We start from the raw sequence: 19,357 nt of genomic DNA on the forward strand, positions 1-19,357 counted from the left end.
ACTTCGAGCGCGCGTAAGATGGCGGTCGCCGTGCGGCGATCCGGTTCACGCGCGCCGCGCTTCGTGCGCCGCTGCAACCAGCCGCCATTCATCCATCACAACGACAAGGACAATCGCCATGGGCCTGCTGGGAAAGCTGTTCGGAAAGAAACCGCGTGATGAAGCGGCGACGCCCGCGCCGTCCGCGAACGACGCACCCGACGCGTCCGAAGGCGCGGACGATCAGAACGGCCCCGACATCGCGCCCGAGCTCGCGCCCGCGCTGAAGGCATTCCAGGCCGGCCGGCACGACGCCGTGATCGCGGCCGCCGCGCCGCACGCGGAGCGACTGGCCGATGCGGCGCGCCTGTGCGCGCTGTCGTACTCGGCGATGGAGCGTTATCCGGAAGCGTTTCCGTACTGGCTTGCGCTGTTCGACCGCGAGCCGAGCGCGCACAACGCGGTGCAGCTCGCGACGACGTCGGTGATGTGCGGCGAAGTGGAGCGCGGCGAGGCGTGGATGCAAAAGGCCGCCGAGATCAATCACGACACGCACGAGCAGTCCGACGTCGCCGCGCGCGTGAACTTCATTTCCGCGCTGATGCAAAGCGGCCACCTGCGCGAGGCGCTGCCGCATCTCGCGTGGGTGCGCGACGTGTACGGCCACGTGCGCATCACCGATTCGACCTTCCTTTACATGCGCGGCATTCCGTTCTTTTCGTCGTTCCTCGAGAACAGTCTCGACATCCTGAAGGCCACGCAGCCGGCCGATGCGATCGCGCCGTGGTACGGCGAACTGAAGGGCAAGCTCGACGAAGAAGGCGAAGCGCAGCTCGCCGAGTGGGTCGGTCGCTTGCCGGCATGACCGGCGAGTCGTCACGCGTCGCGACGCCGGCCGCGTTCTGCCGGCGCGGCGTCGCGGCGCGCATGCTCAGCGCGTGTTGGTGTCGCGCGCGGTTTTCTTGATGCACGCGATCCGGTACACGCCGTCCTCGACTTCGACGCCATGCGTGTCGTGCGTGAAGCCGGGGAAGCGCAGGTCGTATTGCTCGAGCGCCTTCAGGTAGCCGAGCAGCGGGCCATCGGCGGGCCCTGCGTTCTCGCCGGGCATCAGCAGCGGAATGCCGGGCGGATAGGGCACGACGCCTGTCGCGACGGTGCGGCCTTCCATCTCGGACAGCTCCAGCATCTCGATGTCGTTGTGCACGAGATGCTCGAACGCCTCGGCCGGGCTGAAGTCGGGCTGCGGCAGCGTCGAGAAGCCGCGCGACATCATCTCGGTCGTCTTCAGGTCGCTCATCGCGCTGAACATCAGGTCGCACAGATCGCGCAGGCCGAGCTTGCCGTAGCGGTCCGGATAGCGCGCGACGAGTTCCGGCAGCGCCTGTTCGAGCGGTGCGTTCGCGTCGTAGTCGCGCTTGAAGTCGAGCAGCGTGTTGACGAGCGTGCCCCACTTGCCCTTCGTCACGCCGATCGAGAACAGGAACAGGATCGTGAAGTCCGTCGTCTTCTCGACGACGATCCCGTGCCGGTCGAGATACGCGGTGACGACCGACGCCGGAATGCCGACCGGCATCAGCCCGCCGTGCGGCGCGACGCCCGGCGTGACGATCGACACCTTGATCGGATCGAGCATGCAGTAGTCGTCCTCGATCTCGCCGAAGCCGTGCCACGTCTCGCCCGGATGCAGCACCCAGCACGACGGATCGGTGGCGAGCAGCGTTTCGTCCGCTTCATGGAACGGCACGCGCCGGCCCGTCTTGCGATCGACCACGGTGTCCGGCTGCCAGCCGTTGAAGAACCAGTCGTCGCTCTCCTCGCATTCCGCATGCAGCCGCGCGAGCATCCGGCGGAACGACACGGCCTCGCGGATCGCGTCGGTCGTCAGCGCCTCGCCGCCGGGGCCGTCCATCATCGCGGCGCTCACGTCGTTCGACGCGATGATCGCGTAGTTCGGCGACGTCGACGCATGCATCATGTATGCCTCGTTGAAGCGTGCATGCTCGATCGGATTGCGGCCGTCGCGGACGTGGATGAACGACGCCTGCGACAGCGCGGCGAGCAGCTTGTGCGTCGACTGCGTCGCGAACACGGTCGGCTTGCTTGCGTCGTGCTGCGACGGATCGCCGTGCATCGCGTGACGATCGCGGTAGATCGGGTTGAAGCGCGCGTAGCCGTACCACGCTTCATCGAAATGCAATCGGTCGACGCTCTGGCCGAGCAGTTCCTCGACGCGCGCGACGTTGTAGCAGAGGCCGTCGTACGTCGAGTTCGTGATCAGTGCATGCACCGGCGTCGGATCGATGCCGTCACGCCCGCGCACCAGCGGGTTCGCGTCGATCGCGAGGCGCACGGCGGCGGCCGTGAGCCGTTCCGGCATGATCGGCCCGATGATCCCGTAATGGTTGCGTGACGGGATCAGGTAGGTCGGAATCGCGCCGGACATCGTCATCGCGTGCTCGGCCGACTTGTGGCAGTTGCGGTCGCACAGCGCGACCTGGTTGCGCGTGACGCTCGCCATCAGGATCACGCGGTTCGACATCGACGAGCCGTTCGTCACGTGATACGTGCGGTGCGCGCCGAACACGCGCGCCGCGTAGCGTTCGCTTTCGCCGATCGGACCGGAGTGGTCGAGCAGCGAGCCGAGTTCGCCGACCGAGATCGACAGGTCCGAGCGGAACAGCGCCTCGCCGAAGAATTCGAAGTACGCGCGGCCGACCGGCGATTTCAGGAACGCGGTGCCGCCCGTATGGCCCGGCGTGTGCCACGAGTATTCGTACACGCGCGAGAACTGCGCGAGCGCGCGGAACATCGGCGGCAGCACGGTTTCGCGGTAGCGTTCGATCGCGGCGACGATCCGCCCGCCGATGAACGCGGTGGTGTCCTCCAGCATCCAGATGAAGTCGTCGGCCTTGCGCATCGCGTCGACGGGAATCGCGGCTGCGCTCGCGCGGCTCGCGAGCAGGAACACCGGCACCGTCGCATTGCGCGCGCGCATCGCGTCGAGCACGGCCTGGGCGGGCGCATGGGCGGGATCGTTGCCGAGCTCCCAGTTGAGCAGCAGGCACTGGATCGCGGGATCGGCGTCGACCACCGCGCGCGCGTCGTCGGCGGAGGTCGCGATCACGACGTCGACGAGCCGCGTGCGCAATTCTTCGACGAGCGCGGTGGCCGCGCGTCCGGTGGCCGTGCGTTCGTCGATGTCGTGCTGCACGAGCAACGCCTTCATGCCGAGGCGACGGAACGCCGGTTGGGTCAAGGAAGCGGTCATGGGTCATTCCCCCGTTTGCTGGGTTGCCTGGACGCCCGCGGCCGGCGAGCGTGCGTGAAGGATGTCGGCCGTGTGTCGGCCCACGGAGATCCAGAAGGTCGCGACGAGCGCGGCGATGGTGATGCCGAGCGCGAGGTAGCGCACCCAGCGCGGCGAGCGGCCGCCCGGATGGATGTGGGTTTCCTCGATTTCGCGCTGACGGTTGATCGACAGCTCGTAGAACACGATCGTCGCGATCACGAAGATCAGCGACCAGCGCGTCTGCTGGCCGTCGGAGCCGACCATCGCCCACAGCGCGTAGACGGCGCCGATCAGGCCGACGATCGTGTAGAAGGTGAACTGGTGCGACGGCATCTTGCCGTAGCCGAGCACCTTGATCGCGATGCACGAGTAGATGTATGGCAGGAGCGTCATGATCACGGCGATCGACGCGATCTTGCCGAACTGCTCGCTCGCGCTCGGCGACATCGTCGCGAGCACCTGCACCGACATGATGACCGCGACGATCGCAAGGCCGGCCGACGGCACGTTCTTCGAGTTGACGCGGGCAAACACGCCGGCGAACAGACCGTCGTCGGCCGCGGCCTTCGCGGTCTGGCCGACCAGCAGCGTCCAGCCCGCGAGCGAGCCGAGGCAGCCGAGCGCCGCGCAGATCGCGACCGCGTTCGCGGCGGTGTCGCCGAGCGCGAGGCGCGCGGCATCCGCGAACGGCGCGCTCGACGCGAGCAGTGCCTTGTTCGGGATCATCCCCATGATCACGGTCGAGCTGAGCACGTAGCAGACGGCCGCGAGCACGACGCCGCCGACGGTCGCGATCGGCACGTTGCGCGACGGGTTTTCGACGACACCGGCCGACACCGACGCGCTCTCGACGCCGATGAACGCCCACAGCGTGAAGTTCAAGGTCGCGCCGATCGCGCCGAAGCTGCTCGCACCCGACACGTTCCAGCCGGCGAAGTACACGTCCTTGCTGAACCAGAACCAGCCGAACACGGCCATCCCGAGGATCGGCACGAGCGCGAAGATCGTCGTGACCGACTGCACGCGGCCGACCACGTTCGGTCCGAGGATGTTGGCGTAGGTGAACAGCCAGATCACGAAGATCTGCGCGAGCGCGAATACCAGCGGGTCGCGCAGCATCGGGAAGAAGTGCGTGAGATAACCGAGGCCGGCGACCGCCAGGCCGACGTTGCCGAGCACGTTCGCGAGCCAGTAGATCAGATTGGTCTGGTAGCCGATGTACGGGCCGAACGACTTGCGCGCATACGCATACGGGCCGCCGGCGGCCGGGTCGATTGCCGCGAGCTTCGCGAACACCAGCGCGAGCGACACGGCGCCGACGACGGTGATCAGCCAGCCGAAGATCGCGATGCCGCCGGTGGCGGCGAGGTTCGCGGGCAGCATGAAGACGCCGGAGCCCATCATGTTGCCGGCAACCATCAGCGTGGCGGGGATGACGCCGATTTTCGGCGTGGCGGTCGCGGCTGGCGCGACGGTGGAGCGGGAGGGGGACGAGCTGGCATCGGACATGCGAGGCTCCTTGAATGATCGTGATGCGGTTGAGGTGGCGCGGCCCGGCGCCCGTCGACGATTCCGGAATGGTCCGTCGTTTTATTGAACGACAGCATCTTATCTCTTAATTGAATTCGAGTAAGAGTAAACGATGTAATTTAATATCTTGAATATTGATTATCATCATTGATGAGGATGAAATGTCTTGGTGCGACCGGATGGGGGCGGATGGGGCTGGATGGCGCTGGGCGTCGCGCTCAAGCCGGTCGGGGACATGTTCGCGGCCGAGGTATCGTGAAAATCGAACGGATAATTGTTTTTTGCCGAACTGGTTAATTCAATTTATGGGCTGAATGACTCGGAAAGTCTTGATCGAATTGGTCGGTTATTATCGAGTACTCGAAATGCGCTCGCCGTCGCCCGTGATTGTTTTAACCGAACGGTGATTCCGATGACGATACCGCCTTCCCGCAGGCCGTTTGAGCGGGCGCGCCAGGCGCTGCGGGAAACGGGCCCGAACGGGCCCCTGAATACGGCCACGGAAAGCGCCCTGGGGCGGGGGCATCGGCGTATCATCCGGTTTTTCGTCAGCCCTATCCAGGCACCCCACCATGACCTCCGTCGACACTACCCCCGTCCTCGACCATGACAAGCTCGTTACCTTCGTCGAGCGCAAGTGGAACGATGAAATTCTCCACGCACTGACCGACTACATCGCGATCCCGGCGAAGAGCCCCGCGTTCGACCCCGACTGGGCGAAGCGCGGGTATCTCGAGCGGGTCGTCACCGATGCCGCGCAGTGGGCCGAACGCCAGCCGGTGAAAGGCCTGAAGCTCGAGATCGTGCGCTTGCCCGGCCGCACGCCGGTGATCTTCTTCGAAACGCCTGCGACGCGCTCGGGCAGCACCGACACGATCCTGCTGTACGGCCACCTCGACAAGCAGCCCGAATTCGACGGCTGGCGCGCGGACCTCGGCCCGTGGACACCGAAGTACGAGAACGGCAAGCTGTACGGCCGCGGCGGCGCGGACGACGGCTATGCGATCTACGCGAGCCTCGCGGCGCTCGGCGCGCTCGACGAGCAGGGCGTCGAACGGCCGCGCTGCGTCGGCCTGATCGAGACCTGCGAGGAGTCGGGCAGCTACGACCTGCTGCCGTACGTCGACGCGCTGCGCGACCGGCTCGGCCAGGTGTCGCTCGTCGTGTGCCTCGATTCGGGCGCGGGCAACTACGACCAGATGTGGCTCACGACGTCGCTGCGCGGGCTGGTGTCCGGCGACCTGCAGGTCGAGGTGCTCGAGGAAGGCGTGCACTCCGGCGTCTTCGGCGGCATCGCGCCGTCGAGCTTCCGCGTGATGCGCCAGCTGTTCGAGCGCCTGGAAGATGCGAAGAACGGCAACCTGCTGCCGGGCGTGTTCCATTGCGAGATTCCTGACAGCCGCGTACGCGAAGCCGACACGGCCGCCGCGATCCTCGGCGACGCCGTGTGGAAGGGGCTGCCGTGGGCATGCGGCGCGGACGGCAAGCCGGTGCTGCCGACCACGACCGATCCGCGCGAGGCGCTGCTGAATTCGACGTGGCGTCCGTCGCTGTCCGTGACGGGCGCGGCCGGTCTGCCGGCGCTCGCCGACGCGGGCAACGTGCTGCGTCCGCGCACCGCGTTCAAGCTGTCGCTGCGCCTGCCGCCGCTCGTCGACGCCGCACAGGCCGTGCAGCAGCTGAAGGAACTGCTCGAACTCGATCCGCCGTACAACGCGAAGGTCACGTTCAAGCCGGACGCGGGCGCCGCGACCGGCTGGAGCGCGCCGGATCTCGCGCCGTGGCTCGCGTCGTCGCTCGACGCCGCGTCGCGTCGCCACTTCGGCGCGGACTGCGCGTACATGGGTCTCGGCGGCACGATCCCGCTGATGAACGTGCTGCAGGCCGGCTTCCCGTCCGCGCAGTTCATGGTGTGCGGCGTGCTCGGGCCGAAGTCGAATGCGCACGGCCCGAACGAGTTCCTGCACGTGCCGTACGCGAAGAAGCTGACCGCGGCGGTGGCGGACGTGATCGCGTCCGCGCGCTGAGCGTTCGCGCTGCCCGACCCGAACGGATTCGACCGGATTCACCCGGATTCACCCCGACCTCACGGAGCCTTGCCGATGACCGCGCTGCCGACTTCCGATACCGACCCGCTGAGCATGCGCGCCGAACCGCTGCATGCATTCGTCGCGGCACTCTGGGAGCGGGCCGGCAGCAGCGAGCGCGAGGCGCGGCTCGTTGCCGATCACCTGGTCGGCGCGAATCTGGCGGGGCACGATTCGCACGGGATCGGGATGATCCCGAACTACGTGGCGTCGTGGCGGGAAGGGCAGCTGCAATTGAACGGGCACGCGTCGATCGTTCGCGACGGCGGCGCGGTGCTGACGATCGACGGTGGGCGCGGCTTCGGCCAGGTGATCGCGTTCGAGGCGATGGTCGAAGGGATCGAGCGCGCGCGACGCATGGGCATCTGCGCGATCGGGCTGCGCGACGTCCATCACCTCGGCCGCATCGGGCACTGGGCCGAGCAGTGCGCGCGCTCGGGGCTCGTGTCGTTCCATTTCGTCAACGTGCCGGGCGACCTGCTCGTCGCGCCGCTGCACGGCACCGATCCGCGTTTCGGCACGAATCCGTTCTGCGCCGCGTATCCGCGCGCGGGCCGGCCGCCGCTGCTGCTCGATTTCGCGACGAGCGCGATCGCGTATGGCAAGACGCGGGTGGCATACAACCAGCGCAAGCGCGTGCCGGCCGGGTCGCTGATCGATCATCGCGGCCGGCCGACCGACGATCCGGCAGTCATGCACGAGCAGCCGTTCGGCTCGCTACTGCCGTTCGGACTGCACAAGGGTTATGCGCTGGCGGCGATGTGCGAGATCTTCGGCGGCGCGCTGGTCGGCGGGCATACGACCTACGGCGGCACGCTGCAGAAGACGAGCGCGATCGTCAACGGGATGCTGTCGGTGCTGATCGATCCGAACGCGTTCGACGCGGCCGATGCGGAGCGCGAAGCCGATGCGTTCGTCGAATGGGCGAAGGCGTCGCCGCGGGCGGGCGACGCGCCGGTGCGGATGCCCGGCGAGCCGGAGGAGGCGAGCCGCGCCGCGCGCGGCGCGGACGGCATTCCGGTCGATCGTGCGACGTGGCGGCAGATCCGCGAGAGCGCGGCGGCCGTGGGTTTCGACGACGCGGAACTCGACGTGTGGACGCAGCGCTGCACGGGGCTCGCATGAGCTGGCAATCGGAGAAGGCGCACGGCGAGGAGATCGCGTATCGGCTCGCGCCGCTCGGCAACGTACAGGTCGTGCGGTTCTTCAGCGGCGCCGCGATGCGGCTCGACGGCGTGATGTTCGGTTTCATGTCGCGCGGGTCGCTGTTCCTGCGCGTCGACGACGTGAACCGTCCCGCGTTCGTCGCGGCGGGGATGGGGCCGTTCTCGTATGAGCGTCCCACGCGCACCGTTGCACTCGAGGGCTATTACGAAACGCCGGCCGACGTGCTCGAGGACACGGGCGCGCTGTTCGACTGGTGTCGCGGCGCGTATCGCGCGGCGCTGCTGGCCGGGGCGCCGAAGCGCAAGGCACGGCCGAAGTCGAAGCCGGCGCCGAAACCGGAAGCGACACGCAAGCGCACCTAGCGCCGAGCGTACGGCCGCGCATTTCCTTTCCTTGCTTTCGAGCCACCGCGGGTGCACGCAAGCGCCGGGTTTGACGCACCGCATGTTCCAGCTGCTTCACAACGGCGGCCCCGGCGTTTATGATCGGCGCGATTGCGTCCATGCCCGGCGCAACCCGAGCCGGTCTCGCTGCCGGCCTCGCGAACGGCGCATCGAAAGCCGCGCGAATGATTCCCAACTCATCGTTCCAGACGGAGATAGCCGATGCTCGTCCTGATTCTCGGTTTAGCGATCTTCCTCGGTGTGCATTCGATTCGGATCGTCGCGGACGGCTGGCGATCCGCGACCATCGAGCGGATCGGCGAGAAACGCTGGAAGGGCCCCTATGCGATCGTGTCGATCGTCGGCTTCGTGCTGATCGTCTGGGGTTACGGGATTGCGCGCCAGGGCGGGACGCTGCTGTGGGTGTCGCCCGTCGGCATTCGCCATCTCACCGGCATGCTGACCGCGATCGCGTTCGTGCTGATCGCCGCGTCCTACGTGCCGCGCAACCGTATCAAGACGCTCGTCGGCCATCCGATGGTGGCCGGCGTGATGGTGTGGGCGATCGCGCACCTGCTCGCGAACGGCACGCTGCACGCGGTCGTGCTGTTCGGCGCATTCTTCGTGTGGTCGCTGGTCGATTTCGTCGTGTGGCGCGCACGCGATCGCCTCGACGGCGTCCGCTATCCGGCGGGCAGGCTGTCGGGCGATGCCGTGACGATCGTCGCCGGGCTCGTCGTATGGGCCGTCTTCGCGCTGTTCCTGCACGGCCCGCTGATCGGCGTGCGGCCGTTCGGCTGAACGCACCCGCCTGCAAGGATCGAAGCGCTCGGCGCGCAAGTCGTCGCAAGCGCCCGCGACATCGAGGCGGGCGCGTGACTCCGCCAGCGCTCGGCGCACGGCCGCTTGCCCATTGATTGCGAATCCGCCGCGACCGACGGCGTGCGTGCCATCCGCGCGCTCTGCGCGTGTGCGTCAGATCGGTTTGACGAACAGCCCGACGGTCAGCGCGGCGCCGATGCAGACGATCGCGATCCGCAGCACGCGCTCGTTCACGCGGTGTAGCGCCCACGCACCGAGCAGGCCGCCGACGATCGCGCCGCCGCCGAGCGCGATGGCCTCGCGCCAGTGCAGGTGCGGCGAGGTCAGGAACAGCACGACCGCCGACGCGTTCATCACGCCAGCGAGCGCATTCTTCGTCGACATCGCGTGACGCGGCGACAGGCCGGCCATCGTCAGCGCGGCCATCATCAGGAACCCGATGCCGCCGCCGAAGTAGCCGCCGTAGATCGCGATCAGGAATTGCGAGATCGCGGCGGTGACGGGGCCGAGATGCTGTGTGCCGGCGCCGGGCTTGCGGAAGAAGCTGCCCCATGCGAACACGACCGTCGCGAACAGCACGAGCCACGGCACGAGGTGCGAGAAGATCGACGACGGGGTTTTCAGCAGCAGCAGGCCGCCGAGCGCGCCGCCGACCACGCTGATCGCGAACAGCGCGCGAAACGACAGCTTGCCCGCGCCGCGCACCATGTTCCGGCTCGCCCAGCCAGTCGTGACCTGGCCGGGGAACAGCGCGACCGTCGACGTGATGTTCGCCGCGAGCGGCGACATCCCCGACACGATCAGCGCGGGCAGCGTGACGAACGAGCCGCCGCCCGCGAGGGCGTTCTGCAGGCCGGCCCACAGGCCGGCGATGATGATGAGGGCGAGCATCGGTGCGGGAGTGCAGAGGTGGCGGGGCGCGCGCGTACGCGCGGTGGACGCACGATGGTAATGCAGGATCGCGGCGGCGCAAAGCGGGGTGAGCGTGCAGCGTATCGGGTGCGCAGCGGGCACGGTCGATCGACGTGGGCGTTGCGTCGGGCATGACGCACCGTCACGCTTTCATGCCGTCACGGCATCACGCGCACGATCGGTGACGCGTCACGCGGTTGGCTGCGCGCCGGCTTCGTCTGCTGGCGCGTCGCCTTCGACGTCCGGATAGACGATCGTCCCGTCGTCCCGGATCGCCGCGCCGACCGTGAGGCGCGCGGGCTCCACGCGATTCGGGCCCATGATGTGCAGCACCGTTTCGCCGCGCGCAATCAGGTAATCGGACACGATGCGCCGATGACAGCGCCACCACACGGCTTCCGAACACATGATCGCGCAGCGCTGCCGGTGCCCTTGCGCGATCAGCCGGTCGAGGCCCGTTCGAAACTCGGGCGACAGCGCGTAGTCGGCGTATCGATGGAAGCTGCGGTTCGTCCAGAAGCCGTTGACCTCGTCGGGAACGCCGCGCGACTTGCCGCGCAGTCCGCCGAGTGCCGCGATGTGCTCGTACGTGATGTCGACCGCGGCCAGTGCGGCGGGGAGCGTTGCTTCGTTGAACTGTGGATTGGTGCGCGAACGCGTCATCTTCCGGATATCGGCCAGCAGCGCGATATCGACCGCGTCGAGCATCCCGACGAACGCGTCGAGCGTGCGGTTCGAATGGCCGATCGTGTAGAACGGGAGCGTCACGTGTCGTCCTTGTCGGCAATGCGTTCGAGCACGCGCCCGCGATGCGCGGCGATGTGGTCGGTGCGATCGCTCTTGATCTCGTATTGCGGATCGTCGGGCGACGCACGGTGGCGATGGCCCTTGTAGTCGAAATCCTGCGTGTGGATCGCGATGATCGTGCCGGTCACGTAACCGGCTTCGGAATTCCAGCGGACGTGGTCGCCCGGCTTGAACAGCGTCGTCATGCGGGGAGCCTCCTTGCCTCGGTGCGGTGTCGTCGGCCGCTGCCGTACGCATTATCGGCGCCGGCCGCGCATGGAGAAAGATACTGAGGGTGGGCGCAAGCGTCATGCCCGCAACCGGCGAGGCTTTCATTTATCTGACGATGCGTGCCCTCAAGTCCCCAGAACCAAATCTCACCCACCAAATTTCCGGGGGCATTCATGTCTGAATTGACCGAATCCAGAAGCGTCTGCGGCGTGCAGCCGATCATCGGTTCAATCGATTCGACTGCCGTTCACATCGAAGGATGTTCGCTACGCTGCTCGCGTACCAGTCGCACTGCACGCTCTCGAACATCCGGGGAAAACGTGCTTGCCTTCTTGTTCATGGCTCGATTCTCTCAAGAATACGCGCCTCCACCCAATTCGGTGCGGTTCAGTGCCGCTGCGCGCTGATCAGATACGAAGGTCGATCTCACCGTGACTGCCTGCCTCGCGTTGCCGAACGGCGTGCTGGGCCAGATCGCATGCAGCTTCAACACGGCGTTTCCCCGTCACGGCGGATCACGGGAACCGACGGCATCCTCGAGACGACCTTCCTCAACAGCCCGCCACAAGACGGACCGCCCGAGATTCATCTGCGCCGCGGCGTTTCGTCCACGACGCCGCGGGAAACCATCGTGCGGCCGGGCGACAGCGGCCTCCTCGCGGAAACCGAGCGCTTCGTGCGCGCCGTCCGGCTCGGCCGGGAGCAGTGGAACGGCAGCACCGAAGCGGAGTCGGTCGATACGATCGCCACGCTCGAGGCGATCGCGCGCAGCATCCGTTCGGGAACCCGGGAACGCGTCTGGCGGGATTCACGTCCGTGCAGGCGCTGCAGGCAGCGAATCAGTTGCTCGCCTTGCTTGCGGCAACTGGCGGTGGCTTCTAGAAACGGTCGATCATCCCGAACTGAATTCCGCGCACCGACGCCCCCGGCCACGACGGCGTGAGGCCGATCACGTTCACGCCTTTCAGCGTGAACGCGGCCTGGCCACGGTTATGCAGCCAGGCCGCGCTTGCATAGAGCAGGACGCGCTTCGACAGATCGTATTCGCACGCGGCGCTGAACTGGTCGGCGTCGTTGTCGCCGCCCGACCGGTCACGCAGCCACGTGTACCCCAGCGACGTGCGAAAACGCGCGCTCACCGCATAGCGCGCGGAGGCCGACACGCCGTCGTTGTGGTAGCGGGGCGTTCCGCCGTCGCCATTGAAATACGACAGGAAGCCGGTCACCGGGCCGAATGCATAGGAGGCGCCGCCGAGGTTGGCGCGCAATGCGCCGCTGCCGTGGGTTTGCTGGTGCGCATATGAAATGCGGAGCGGGCCGTCATGCCACGAGAACGTCTCGATGTGGCCTGCCAGTCCATTGCCATCGCCGTCGGTTGGCGCGCGCAACGACGCCATGATCGTGGTCGAGAAGCCATGGACCTCGGGTGAAAGGTACGTGATCGCGTTGCTTTCGTACGGCGTGATTTTCGACAGATTGTCGAGGCCCGACGCGATCGTGCCAGCACCGAACGCATCGAGCTGCCCCTTGAACGGGATGTAGATCGGCGAATACTGGCGGCCGATCCGCACGGTGCCGTAGCGCGAGCTCACGCCGATCCAGGCCTGGCGGTTGAACAACGTGCCGGCGACGGCCTGACTGCCGTCCGTCGAGCCGAAGCCGTTCTCGAGATCGAACAGGATCTTTACGCCGTTGCCGATATCCTCGGCGCCGCGCACGCCGATGCGCGAGCCTCGATATGCACCGGAATCCATCCGCGCGACGTAGCCGGAGCCCGGATTCGTGATTTCGATGCTCGTGTCGATCGCACCGTACAGCGTCACGCTGCTTTGTGCATGGACCACGGATGCGTGCGCGGCAATGGCCGCCGCTGCGACACCAATGCGGAGCGCGACACGTGTGCCGGCCGCCGGCCGGCGCGCTCGGCCGTTTTCCGACGCGGCATCGTGACGTCGGGGGCGGGAAGCGGGAAGGGAATGACTCATGGGCAAGGGAGGCGGGCAGCCTCGGCAGTGGGGCGACGCGTCGCGTGCGGCGTGGTGCGGCGAGGGTTGCCGCACCATGCCGCACGCAATCCGGTCGAATCAGGCGCTTACTTGTTGTCCGGCAATGCGTAGGCAACCACGTAGTCGCCTCGATCGGGCGACTGGCGCGCACCACCTGCCGAGATGACGATGTACTGCTTGCCGTTGAGGGTATAGCTCATCGGCGTGCCCTGGCTTCCCACCGGCAAACGTGCCTTCCACACTTCCTTGCCCGTCGAGCTGTCGAACGCGCGCAGGTAGTAGTCCTGCGTCGCGGCGAAGAACACGAGGCCGCCGCCCGTCGTGAGCGAGCCGCCGATGGTGGGCATGCCGATCGGCGACGGCATGTGCATCGGCACGCCGTAGAGGCGCGTGTCCTTCACGGTGCCGAGCGGGACTTGCCATGCGATGCTACGGGTTTTCAGGTCGACCGCGGTGAGACTGCCGAACGGCGGCTTCTGGCACGGGATGCCGAGCGGCGAGAAGAAGCGGTCCTTCAGCACCGAGTACGGCGTGCCGCCGAGCGGCACCGCACCCATGCCTGCGTTCACCGATTCGTTGCCGTTGGATGTACCGCTGCGGTTCTTTTCCTTTTCCAGATGGACCCAGAGGCCGAGGCGCATGTCGTTCACGTAGATCATGTCCGCGTTCGGATCATACGAGAGGCCGCCCCAGTTCATGCCGCCGAGCGAACCCGGGAAGCTGAGCGAACGATCGGTGTCCGGTGCAGTGAAAAGGCCGTCGTAGCGCATGCCGCGGAAGATCACGCGGCACATCAACTGGTCGATCGGCGTGACGCCCCACATGTCCGAATCCTTGAGCACGTCCGCGCCGATCTGAGGCATGCCGACGGACAGCGGTTGCGTCTTCGAATACGGCTCGTTCGCAATCGACGCGGTCTTGACCGGATGTTCGACGACCTTCGTCAGCGGCTTGCCGGTCGCGCGATCGAGCACGAACAGCTGGCCCATCTTGGTGCCGACGATCAGCGCCGGCACGCGCTTGCCATCTTCCATCGGGAAGTCGATCAGCGTCGGCTGCATCGGCACGTCGTAGTCCCACAGGTCGTGGTGAACGGTCTGGAAGTGCCACTTTTCCGCGCCCGTCGTCGCGTCGAGCGCGAGGATGGATGCACCGTACTTCTCGTCGAGCGCGGTGCGCTTCACGCCCCACAGGTCGATCGCCGCATTGCCCACCGGCATGTAGATCGTGTTCGACGTCGCGTCATAGGTCATCGGCGCCCACACGTTCGGCGTCGAGCGCGTGAAGATCTTGCCCGGTGCCGGCTCCGCGTGATCGTCCGGATTGCCCGGATCGAACGCCCACTTCATCTTGCCGGTCATCACGTCGAAGCCGCGGATCACGCCGCCGGGCATGTCGAGCGACACGTTGTCGGCCACGCGGCCACCCGTGACCACCGTTGTGCCCGCGACCGTCGGCGCCGACGTGAGTTCGTACAGCGGGCTCTTCGCGTTACCGAGGCCGGCCTTCATGTCGACGATGCCGTGATCGCCGAATGCGTCGCAGAGCTTGCCGGTGTCGGCATCGAGTGCGACGAGCTTCGCATCGATCGTGTTCATGAAGATGCGGCGGCGGCACACGGCCGGATCGCCGGACGCGGCGATCGGCAGGACCGGCGTCGAACCGGCGACGGTCGGCTGCACGAGCGGCTTGTCCGCGTCGAAGTAGGCGAGGCCGCGGCAGCGCACCCAGACCGTCGTCTTGGTCGGAAACGCATGGCGCCATTTTTCGGTGCCGGTTGCGGCGTCCACGGCGATCACCGTGTTGTGCGGCGAGCACAGGAACAGCGTCTTGCCGACCTGCAGCGGCGTTTCCTGGTCTTCCGAGCCGCCGCCGTCCGGGCTGAGCGGCGTGTCGCCGGTGTGGAACGTCCATGCGACCTGCAGGTTCTTCACCGTGTCGCGGTTGATCTGCGTGTAGCCCGCGAAGCGGTCGCCGCCGGCCGAGTGACCGTATGCCGTCCAGTCCTCGGTGCCTGCGATGCCCGCCGCCGGCGCGGGCGTCTCGGTGCCGAACGTGCCGTGCGGCACGAACATCCCGTAGACGAACACGCCGTTGCAGGCGAGCAGCACGGCGGCGATGCCCCATGCCGCGCCTCGTGCGGGCGCCTTGCCTTCGGCACGGCGCAGCAGCGGCCAGACCGTCACGAGCAGCATGCCGATCATCGAGAACATGAAGATCCGCGCGTTGAGTGGCCAGAACGCGAAGCCGACTTCCCAGACGGCCCACAGCGCCGTGGCGATCAGCATGACGAGGTAGATCGCGACCGCGCTGGAGCGACGGCGGGCGAGCTGGACGCCGGTCGCGCACAGCGCGAGCCCTGCCAGCAGGTAATACCAGCTACCGCCGCGTGCGACGAGCATGCCGCCGCCGATGATGAAATAGAGCCCGAGAAGCAGCGAGACCAATCCCGCGGCGATCAGGCCGATTCGGGCCGAAGCATGAATCGGCCCTGCAGTTGATTGCTTGGACATGAGTGTCTTCTATCCGGTTGCGCCTGGGCTGCATCGAAGGCAGGAAGAGGGCGCAGCGGGTGGCCCTGTTCGATCACATGGAGGCGGCGCCGCGTTGCATGCATGCGCGGATGCGGGCTTCGCAGATCCTGATCGTGCAGCCTGGTTAGCTGTAGAAATTAACTAAGCGGTGCATTTTAAGGGCGAGCCGCGGATTTTGCTCGCCCTTTTTTTCTTCGATTGTTGTCTGGATGGTTGAAAGTGTGTTGTCGGATTTCGCAACTGGCGCTCGTCGGGATCGGGAGCGCTGCGGCGGCGATCACGCGGGAAGCGCGTGGTCTGGGGGGGGGGCGGGAGCGGCGCGTTGACATGATCTCGCTCGAATAGAGCGAGCGTGGGCAGCGGAGGTCGCGCGGCTGGTGCTTGGACAGCGCGGGAGCGGCGTGCCTTTGCGAATGCAGGCAGCGCACGCGATGCAGCCATTCGGCGTTCACCGTATCACTCTCGAGTCGCCAGCAGAACGGGAGGTTCGGCATACCGTTTGTTGGCCATTCACCTGATAAAAGCATCTGTCCTATCAACGGGCGCGACTCTGTAATCTCGAAAACGGAGTCGCACTCTGGTTGCTGAATCCATTGAGCGCCGGACCTCGGGGCGTGCGCAATGCCCCACCCCGGTTCTTCATTCAGCCGGGTCCCACTGCGGCGCGAACGCCGGGCTGACGAGGCGCTGGTTCTTCGGCAGGCCGCCGATCAGCGCACGATCGGCGTCGTCCAGGCCCACGTCGAGCGATGCCAGGTTGGCGAGTTGATTGCGTTGTCCGGCCGCCTTCGGCACGGCGGCCACGTTCGGCTGGTCAAGCAGCCATTTCAGCGCGACCTGGGTCGGCAGCACGCGATGCTTGTCGGCGATCCGCTGCAGCTCCGGAATCTCCGACACGCGGTTGCGCGCGAGCGGGCTGTACGCGATCAGCGCCATGTCGTGCTCGCGCGCGAATTGCAGCAGCCGCGCCTGACCCAGCAGCACGTGGTACTCGACCTGTATCGCGGCCAGCGGTGCCTGCCGGTTTTCAACGACATCGCGCAACAGCGGAAGCGGAAAGTTCGCGACGCCGATCGCCCGGGCGCGTCCTTGCTCCTTGAACGACACGAGCGTGTCGATCGTCTCGGCAAGATTCCAGTCGGGCGCCGGCCAGTGGATCAGGAACAGGTCCACGTAGTCGGAGCGCAGCGCGCGCAACGTGTTGTCGAGCGATTTCCGCATGCGTTCGGGGCTCAACTGGTCCCACCACACTTTGCTGGTCACGTGAATCTGCTCGCGCGGGACGTTCGACGCCGCGATGGCCTCGCCGACCGCCGCTTCGTTCTCGTACGCGGCCGCGGTATCGAGGTGCCGATAACCCGACTCCAGCGCGAGCGCGACCGCGCGCGTGCAGTCGTCGCCGAGCATGGGCCACGTGCCGAGCCCCAGTTTCGGCATGTTCAACGCGTGGCGGTTGACGATACATTGCATGAACGATTCCTCCTCGATGGGTTGAGCCGGCTCGGCTTGCCTGTGCCGTGCCGGCGCGTTCGTCAGCCGTGGGCGCTGTCGCAGGTCGAGCGATGCGCGGTGGTCGCGGCCGATGTGCCCGTCGACCCCGCGTCGCGTCGCGCGACGAATTTCGCGATGCGCCAGCCGAATACGATGGCCGGGCCGAGCGTCGTGCCGGGGCCCGGATAGGTGCCGCGGAAGATCGACGCGAGATCGTTGCCGCACGCGAACAGGCCGGGAATCACGCGCCCGTCGACGTCGACCACCTCGCCGTTCGCCGTGCCGCTCAGCCCCGCGCTGCACGCGAGGTCGGCGGGCCATACGGTCACGGCATAGTAGGGCCCGGCGCCGATCGGGCGAATGCACGGGTTCGGCTGTTGCGCCGGGTCGCCATTGAAGCGGCTCATCGGGCTGCTGCCGCGCTGGAACGCCGGATCCTCGCCGTTGGTGGCGTCGCGGTTGTAGGTCGCGACGGTACGCGCCAAGCCGTTCGCATCCACCTGCAATTTCGCTGCCAGCTCGGCCAGCGTCGCGCCCTTGACCAGATAGCCGGCACGCTCGAACGCCGCGATGCGCGCTGCGCTGCGCGCCGGCATCAGCAGGCCGAGGCCATAGGTCCGGATGAACGCCGCATCGACGATCAGATGGGCCGGCACGCTGGGCCCGTTGCCGCTGTCGCGCAGCATGCCCATCACAAAGTCGTGATACGAGTCCGACTCGTTGACGAAGCGCTCGCCGCGGCTGTTGACCGCGATGAGGCCGGGTTTCGCGCGATCGAGAATGATGTGCGGCCAGACGCTGTCGCCGTCGCCGCCCGGGGCATGGCGAATCGAGCACGGCATCCACAGCCCCGGGCTGTCGCCGCCGTTTTCGACCCGCGCATCGACGCGCTGCGCGCGGTCGACGCCGTCGCCAGTGTGCGTCGCCGGCGAAAGCGACAGCGGCCGGGCCGCGGCGGGGAAGAACTGCTGGCGCAGCGACGGATGGCGCGTGATGCCGCCGGTCGCGAGCACCACGCCGCGCCGCGCGCCGATTCGCCTGCGGCCGCCGTCCGGCGTCGTGACGATGGCGCCGGTGACGCGGCCGTCGTCGCGTACCAGTTCGAGTAGTGGCGTGTCGAAGCGAATCTCGACCTGGCGCTTGAGCAGGCTGTAATAGAGCCGCGCGGCGAGCGCGTTGCCCATTACGAGCTGCGTGCCGCGCGGAAAACGCAGGCGGTCCATCGCATAGCGGCCGACGACCGCGACCGTGCGTTTGAAGTTCGCGGCCGATGCGAACGGCGCGAGCAGCGCATTGAGGTCGGCGCGCGCGACCATCATCCCGCCGAGCCCCATGAACTCCTTGCGAGGCGGGCGCACGCGCGCGAATGCGCGGCCGAGCACGCGCGCATCGAACGGCGCGGGCACGAGCGCCCGCCCGCCATAGGCCGCGCCGGGGCCGTTCACGTAATCGGGATGCGCGGCGGCGGCGACGAACTTGACTTCGCTGATGCGCGCGAGCTCGTCGATCGCATCGGGGCCGCTCTGCAGGAAGGCTTCGCGTGCGTCGTCGCCGCCGCGTGCGCCGACCACCGACTGCAGGAAGCGGCGCGCATCGTCGACGCTGTCGGGCACGCCCGCGTCGACGCTCAGGCGGGTGCCCGGCACCCACGTCGTGCCGCCCGACGTGGACGTGATGCCGCCCACCACGGCTGTTTTTTCGCAGACGAGGACCGCAAGCCCCTCGTGATGCGCGACGAGCGCGGCGGTCATGCCCGCCGCCCCCGCGCCGAATACCAGCAGGTCCACTTCCTCGTCCCAGTCCTGTTGCACCGCAACCATGTCCACGTCTCCTTCATGTCGTTCCGTCGCGCGCCCGGATTCGATGCGCGGCGGAAGATGCTCCGATAATTATGGAATGTTATTCCAATAAGTGGCAAAGTGGAATAGTGTTCTAAAAAGTGGGTGAAGCGGCGTGCGGCGACGTTCAGAAGCGGTGCACGATGCCGACGCCGGCCGCGAACTGGCTGCGCGTGGACGACGGCGCCGAGTTGAAGCCGTCGCCGAGCGTGGCGGTCGCGTCGATGATGTGGCCGCTGCCCGTGGTGGCGAACGGGATTCGGCGGGGCGCGCCGCGCACGGCGCTCGCACCCCGCCCG

General features: G+C 67.2%; 16 protein-coding genes. 6 read left to right on the forward strand and 10 right to left on the reverse strand.

Annotation, left to right across the window (positions count from 1 at the left end):
- Positions 1–118 precede the first annotated feature (118 nt).
- On the forward strand, positions 119–844 hold the full coding sequence (locus ACT2FV_RS01410) for a hypothetical protein (RefSeq protein ID WP_444503027.1): 726 nt from the start codon (positions 119–121) through the stop codon (positions 842–844).
- A gap of 66 nt (positions 845–910) precedes the next feature.
- Here the strand turns inward: ACT2FV_RS01410 and ACT2FV_RS01415 are convergent, their stop codons facing one another.
- The gene (locus tag ACT2FV_RS01415) at positions 911–3,250 is read right to left on the reverse strand and encodes an Orn/Lys/Arg decarboxylase N-terminal domain-containing protein (protein ID WP_151049769.1); all 2,340 of its coding nucleotides are present in this window, start codon (positions 3,248–3,250) and stop codon (positions 911–913) included.
- Between the two features lie 3 nt (positions 3,251–3,253).
- Positions 3,254–4,780 (reverse strand): arginine/agmatine antiporter, encoded by a 1,527-nt coding sequence (adiC, locus tag ACT2FV_RS01420; RefSeq protein ID WP_124621911.1) that lies wholly within the window; start codon positions 4,778–4,780, stop codon positions 3,254–3,256.
- Between the two features lie 593 nt (positions 4,781–5,373).
- On the opposite strand from adiC, the gene ACT2FV_RS01425 reads away from it, so the two are divergent.
- The 4 genes from ACT2FV_RS01425 to ACT2FV_RS01440 all read left to right on the forward strand — a co-directional run bounded on the left by ACT2FV_RS01425 (position 5,374) and on the right by ACT2FV_RS01440 (position 9,239).
- Positions 5,374–6,828, forward strand: coding sequence for a M20 family metallopeptidase (locus ACT2FV_RS01425; protein WP_059600144.1), 1,455 nt, complete (start codon positions 5,374–5,376; stop codon positions 6,826–6,828).
- A gap of 75 nt (positions 6,829–6,903) precedes the next feature.
- Entirely contained in the window at positions 6,904–8,013 is a 1,110-nt protein-coding gene (locus ACT2FV_RS01430; RefSeq protein WP_059600143.1) for a malate/lactate/ureidoglycolate dehydrogenase, read from the forward strand.
- Positions 8,010–8,417, forward strand: a complete 408-nt coding sequence (locus ACT2FV_RS01435) for a TfoX/Sxy family protein (RefSeq protein WP_124901205.1) — start codon at positions 8,010–8,012, stop codon at positions 8,415–8,417. Before ACT2FV_RS01430 ends, ACT2FV_RS01435 begins: the two co-directional genes overlap by 4 nt.
- Positions 8,418–8,660: 243 nt before the next feature.
- On the forward strand, positions 8,661–9,239 hold the full coding sequence (locus ACT2FV_RS01440) for an NnrU family protein (protein ID WP_124621905.1): 579 nt from the start codon (positions 8,661–8,663) through the stop codon (positions 9,237–9,239).
- A 174-nt stretch (positions 9,240–9,413) separates the two neighbouring features.
- Here the strand turns inward: ACT2FV_RS01440 and ACT2FV_RS01445 are convergent, their stop codons facing one another.
- The 3 genes from ACT2FV_RS01445 to ACT2FV_RS01455 form a co-directional block, all read right to left on the reverse strand.
- Positions 9,414–10,151: a sulfite exporter TauE/SafE family protein gene (locus tag ACT2FV_RS01445; protein ID WP_124901207.1), complete on the reverse strand. Its 738-nt coding sequence runs from the start codon at positions 10,149–10,151 to the stop codon at positions 9,414–9,416.
- A 210-nt stretch (positions 10,152–10,361) separates the two neighbouring features.
- The gene (locus ACT2FV_RS01450; RefSeq protein ID WP_444503028.1) at positions 10,362–10,940 is read right to left on the reverse strand and encodes a DUF488 domain-containing protein; all 579 of its coding nucleotides are present in this window, start codon (positions 10,938–10,940) and stop codon (positions 10,362–10,364) included.
- Positions 10,937–11,164: a hypervirulence associated TUDOR domain-containing protein gene (locus ACT2FV_RS01455; RefSeq protein ID WP_059600140.1), complete on the reverse strand. Its 228-nt coding sequence runs from the start codon at positions 11,162–11,164 to the stop codon at positions 10,937–10,939. The genes ACT2FV_RS01450 and ACT2FV_RS01455 overlap by 4 nt, the downstream gene beginning before the upstream one ends.
- Positions 11,165–11,667: 503 nt before the next feature.
- Between ACT2FV_RS01455 and ACT2FV_RS01460 the strand changes: the two genes are divergently transcribed.
- Positions 11,668–12,132, forward strand: coding sequence for a hypothetical protein (locus ACT2FV_RS01460; RefSeq protein WP_444503029.1), 465 nt, complete (start codon positions 11,668–11,670; stop codon positions 12,130–12,132).
- Here the strand turns inward: ACT2FV_RS01460 and ACT2FV_RS01465 are convergent.
- From ACT2FV_RS01465 to ACT2FV_RS01485, 5 genes are all read right to left on the reverse strand, one after another.
- A complete protein-coding gene (locus ACT2FV_RS01465; protein ID WP_082729783.1) occupies positions 12,068–13,174 on the reverse strand; it encodes a porin in 1,107 nt (368 codons plus the stop codon). The genes ACT2FV_RS01460 and ACT2FV_RS01465 overlap by 65 nt on opposite strands.
- A 107-nt stretch (positions 13,175–13,281) precedes the next feature.
- Positions 13,282–15,708 (reverse strand): membrane-bound PQQ-dependent dehydrogenase, glucose/quinate/shikimate family, encoded by a 2,427-nt coding sequence (locus ACT2FV_RS01470; RefSeq protein WP_059685886.1) that lies wholly within the window; start codon positions 15,706–15,708, stop codon positions 13,282–13,284.
- A gap of 660 nt (positions 15,709–16,368) precedes the next feature.
- Positions 16,369–17,199, reverse strand: a complete 831-nt coding sequence (locus ACT2FV_RS01475; protein WP_124901212.1) for an aldo/keto reductase — start codon at positions 17,197–17,199, stop codon at positions 16,369–16,371.
- Positions 17,200–17,261: 62 nt separating this feature from the next.
- Positions 17,262–19,040 carry an FAD-binding protein gene (locus tag ACT2FV_RS01480; RefSeq protein WP_444503030.1) on the reverse strand — a complete coding sequence of 593 codons (1,779 nt, stop codon included), beginning with the start codon at positions 19,038–19,040 and terminating at the stop codon, positions 17,262–17,264.
- 145 nt (positions 19,041–19,185) lie between these two features.
- Positions 19,186–19,338: a hypothetical protein gene (locus ACT2FV_RS01485; protein ID WP_159086507.1), complete on the reverse strand. Its 153-nt coding sequence runs from the start codon at positions 19,336–19,338 to the stop codon at positions 19,186–19,188.
- Positions 19,339–19,357 lie beyond the last annotated feature (19 nt).

The sequence above is a fragment of the Burkholderia sp. PR2 genome (assembly GCF_052372875.1).
GTDB lineage: Bacteria > Pseudomonadota > Gammaproteobacteria > Burkholderiales > Burkholderiaceae > Burkholderia > Burkholderia diffusa.

Excerpts from the sequence above, each read along its gene's own strand:
- ACT2FV_RS01410 (WP_444503027.1), top strand. The coding sequence starts at position 119 with ATGGGCCTGCTGGGAAAGCTGTTCGGAAAGAAACCGCGTGATGAAGCG.
- ACT2FV_RS01415 (WP_151049769.1), bottom strand. The coding sequence starts at position 3,250 with ATGACCGCTTCCTTGACCCAACCGGCGTTCCGTCGCCTCGGCATGAAG.
- adiC (WP_124621911.1), bottom strand. The coding sequence starts at position 4,780 with ATGTCCGATGCCAGCTCGTCCCCCTCCCGCTCCACCGTCGCGCCAGCC.
- ACT2FV_RS01425 (WP_059600144.1), top strand. The coding sequence starts at position 5,374 with ATGACCTCCGTCGACACTACCCCCGTCCTCGACCATGACAAGCTCGTT.
- ACT2FV_RS01430 (WP_059600143.1), top strand. The coding sequence starts at position 6,904 with ATGACCGCGCTGCCGACTTCCGATACCGACCCGCTGAGCATGCGCGCC.
- ACT2FV_RS01435 (WP_124901205.1), top strand. The coding sequence starts at position 8,010 with ATGAGCTGGCAATCGGAGAAGGCGCACGGCGAGGAGATCGCGTATCGG.
- ACT2FV_RS01440 (WP_124621905.1), top strand. The coding sequence starts at position 8,661 with ATGCTCGTCCTGATTCTCGGTTTAGCGATCTTCCTCGGTGTGCATTCG.
- ACT2FV_RS01445 (WP_124901207.1), bottom strand. The coding sequence starts at position 10,151 with ATGCTCGCCCTCATCATCATCGCCGGCCTGTGGGCCGGCCTGCAGAAC.
- ACT2FV_RS01455 (WP_059600140.1), bottom strand. The coding sequence starts at position 11,164 with ATGACGACGCTGTTCAAGCCGGGCGACCACGTCCGCTGGAATTCCGAA.
- ACT2FV_RS01460 (WP_444503029.1), top strand. The coding sequence starts at position 11,668 with ATGCAGCTTCAACACGGCGTTTCCCCGTCACGGCGGATCACGGGAACC.
- ACT2FV_RS01465 (WP_082729783.1), bottom strand. The coding sequence starts at position 13,174 with ATGAGTCATTCCCTTCCCGCTTCCCGCCCCCGACGTCACGATGCCGCG.
- ACT2FV_RS01470 (WP_059685886.1), bottom strand. The coding sequence starts at position 15,708 with ATGTCCAAGCAATCAACTGCAGGGCCGATTCATGCTTCGGCCCGAATC.
- ACT2FV_RS01475 (WP_124901212.1), bottom strand. The coding sequence starts at position 17,199 with ATGCAATGTATCGTCAACCGCCACGCGTTGAACATGCCGAAACTGGGG.
- ACT2FV_RS01480 (WP_444503030.1), bottom strand. The coding sequence starts at position 19,040 with ATGGTTGCGGTGCAACAGGACTGGGACGAGGAAGTGGACCTGCTGGTA.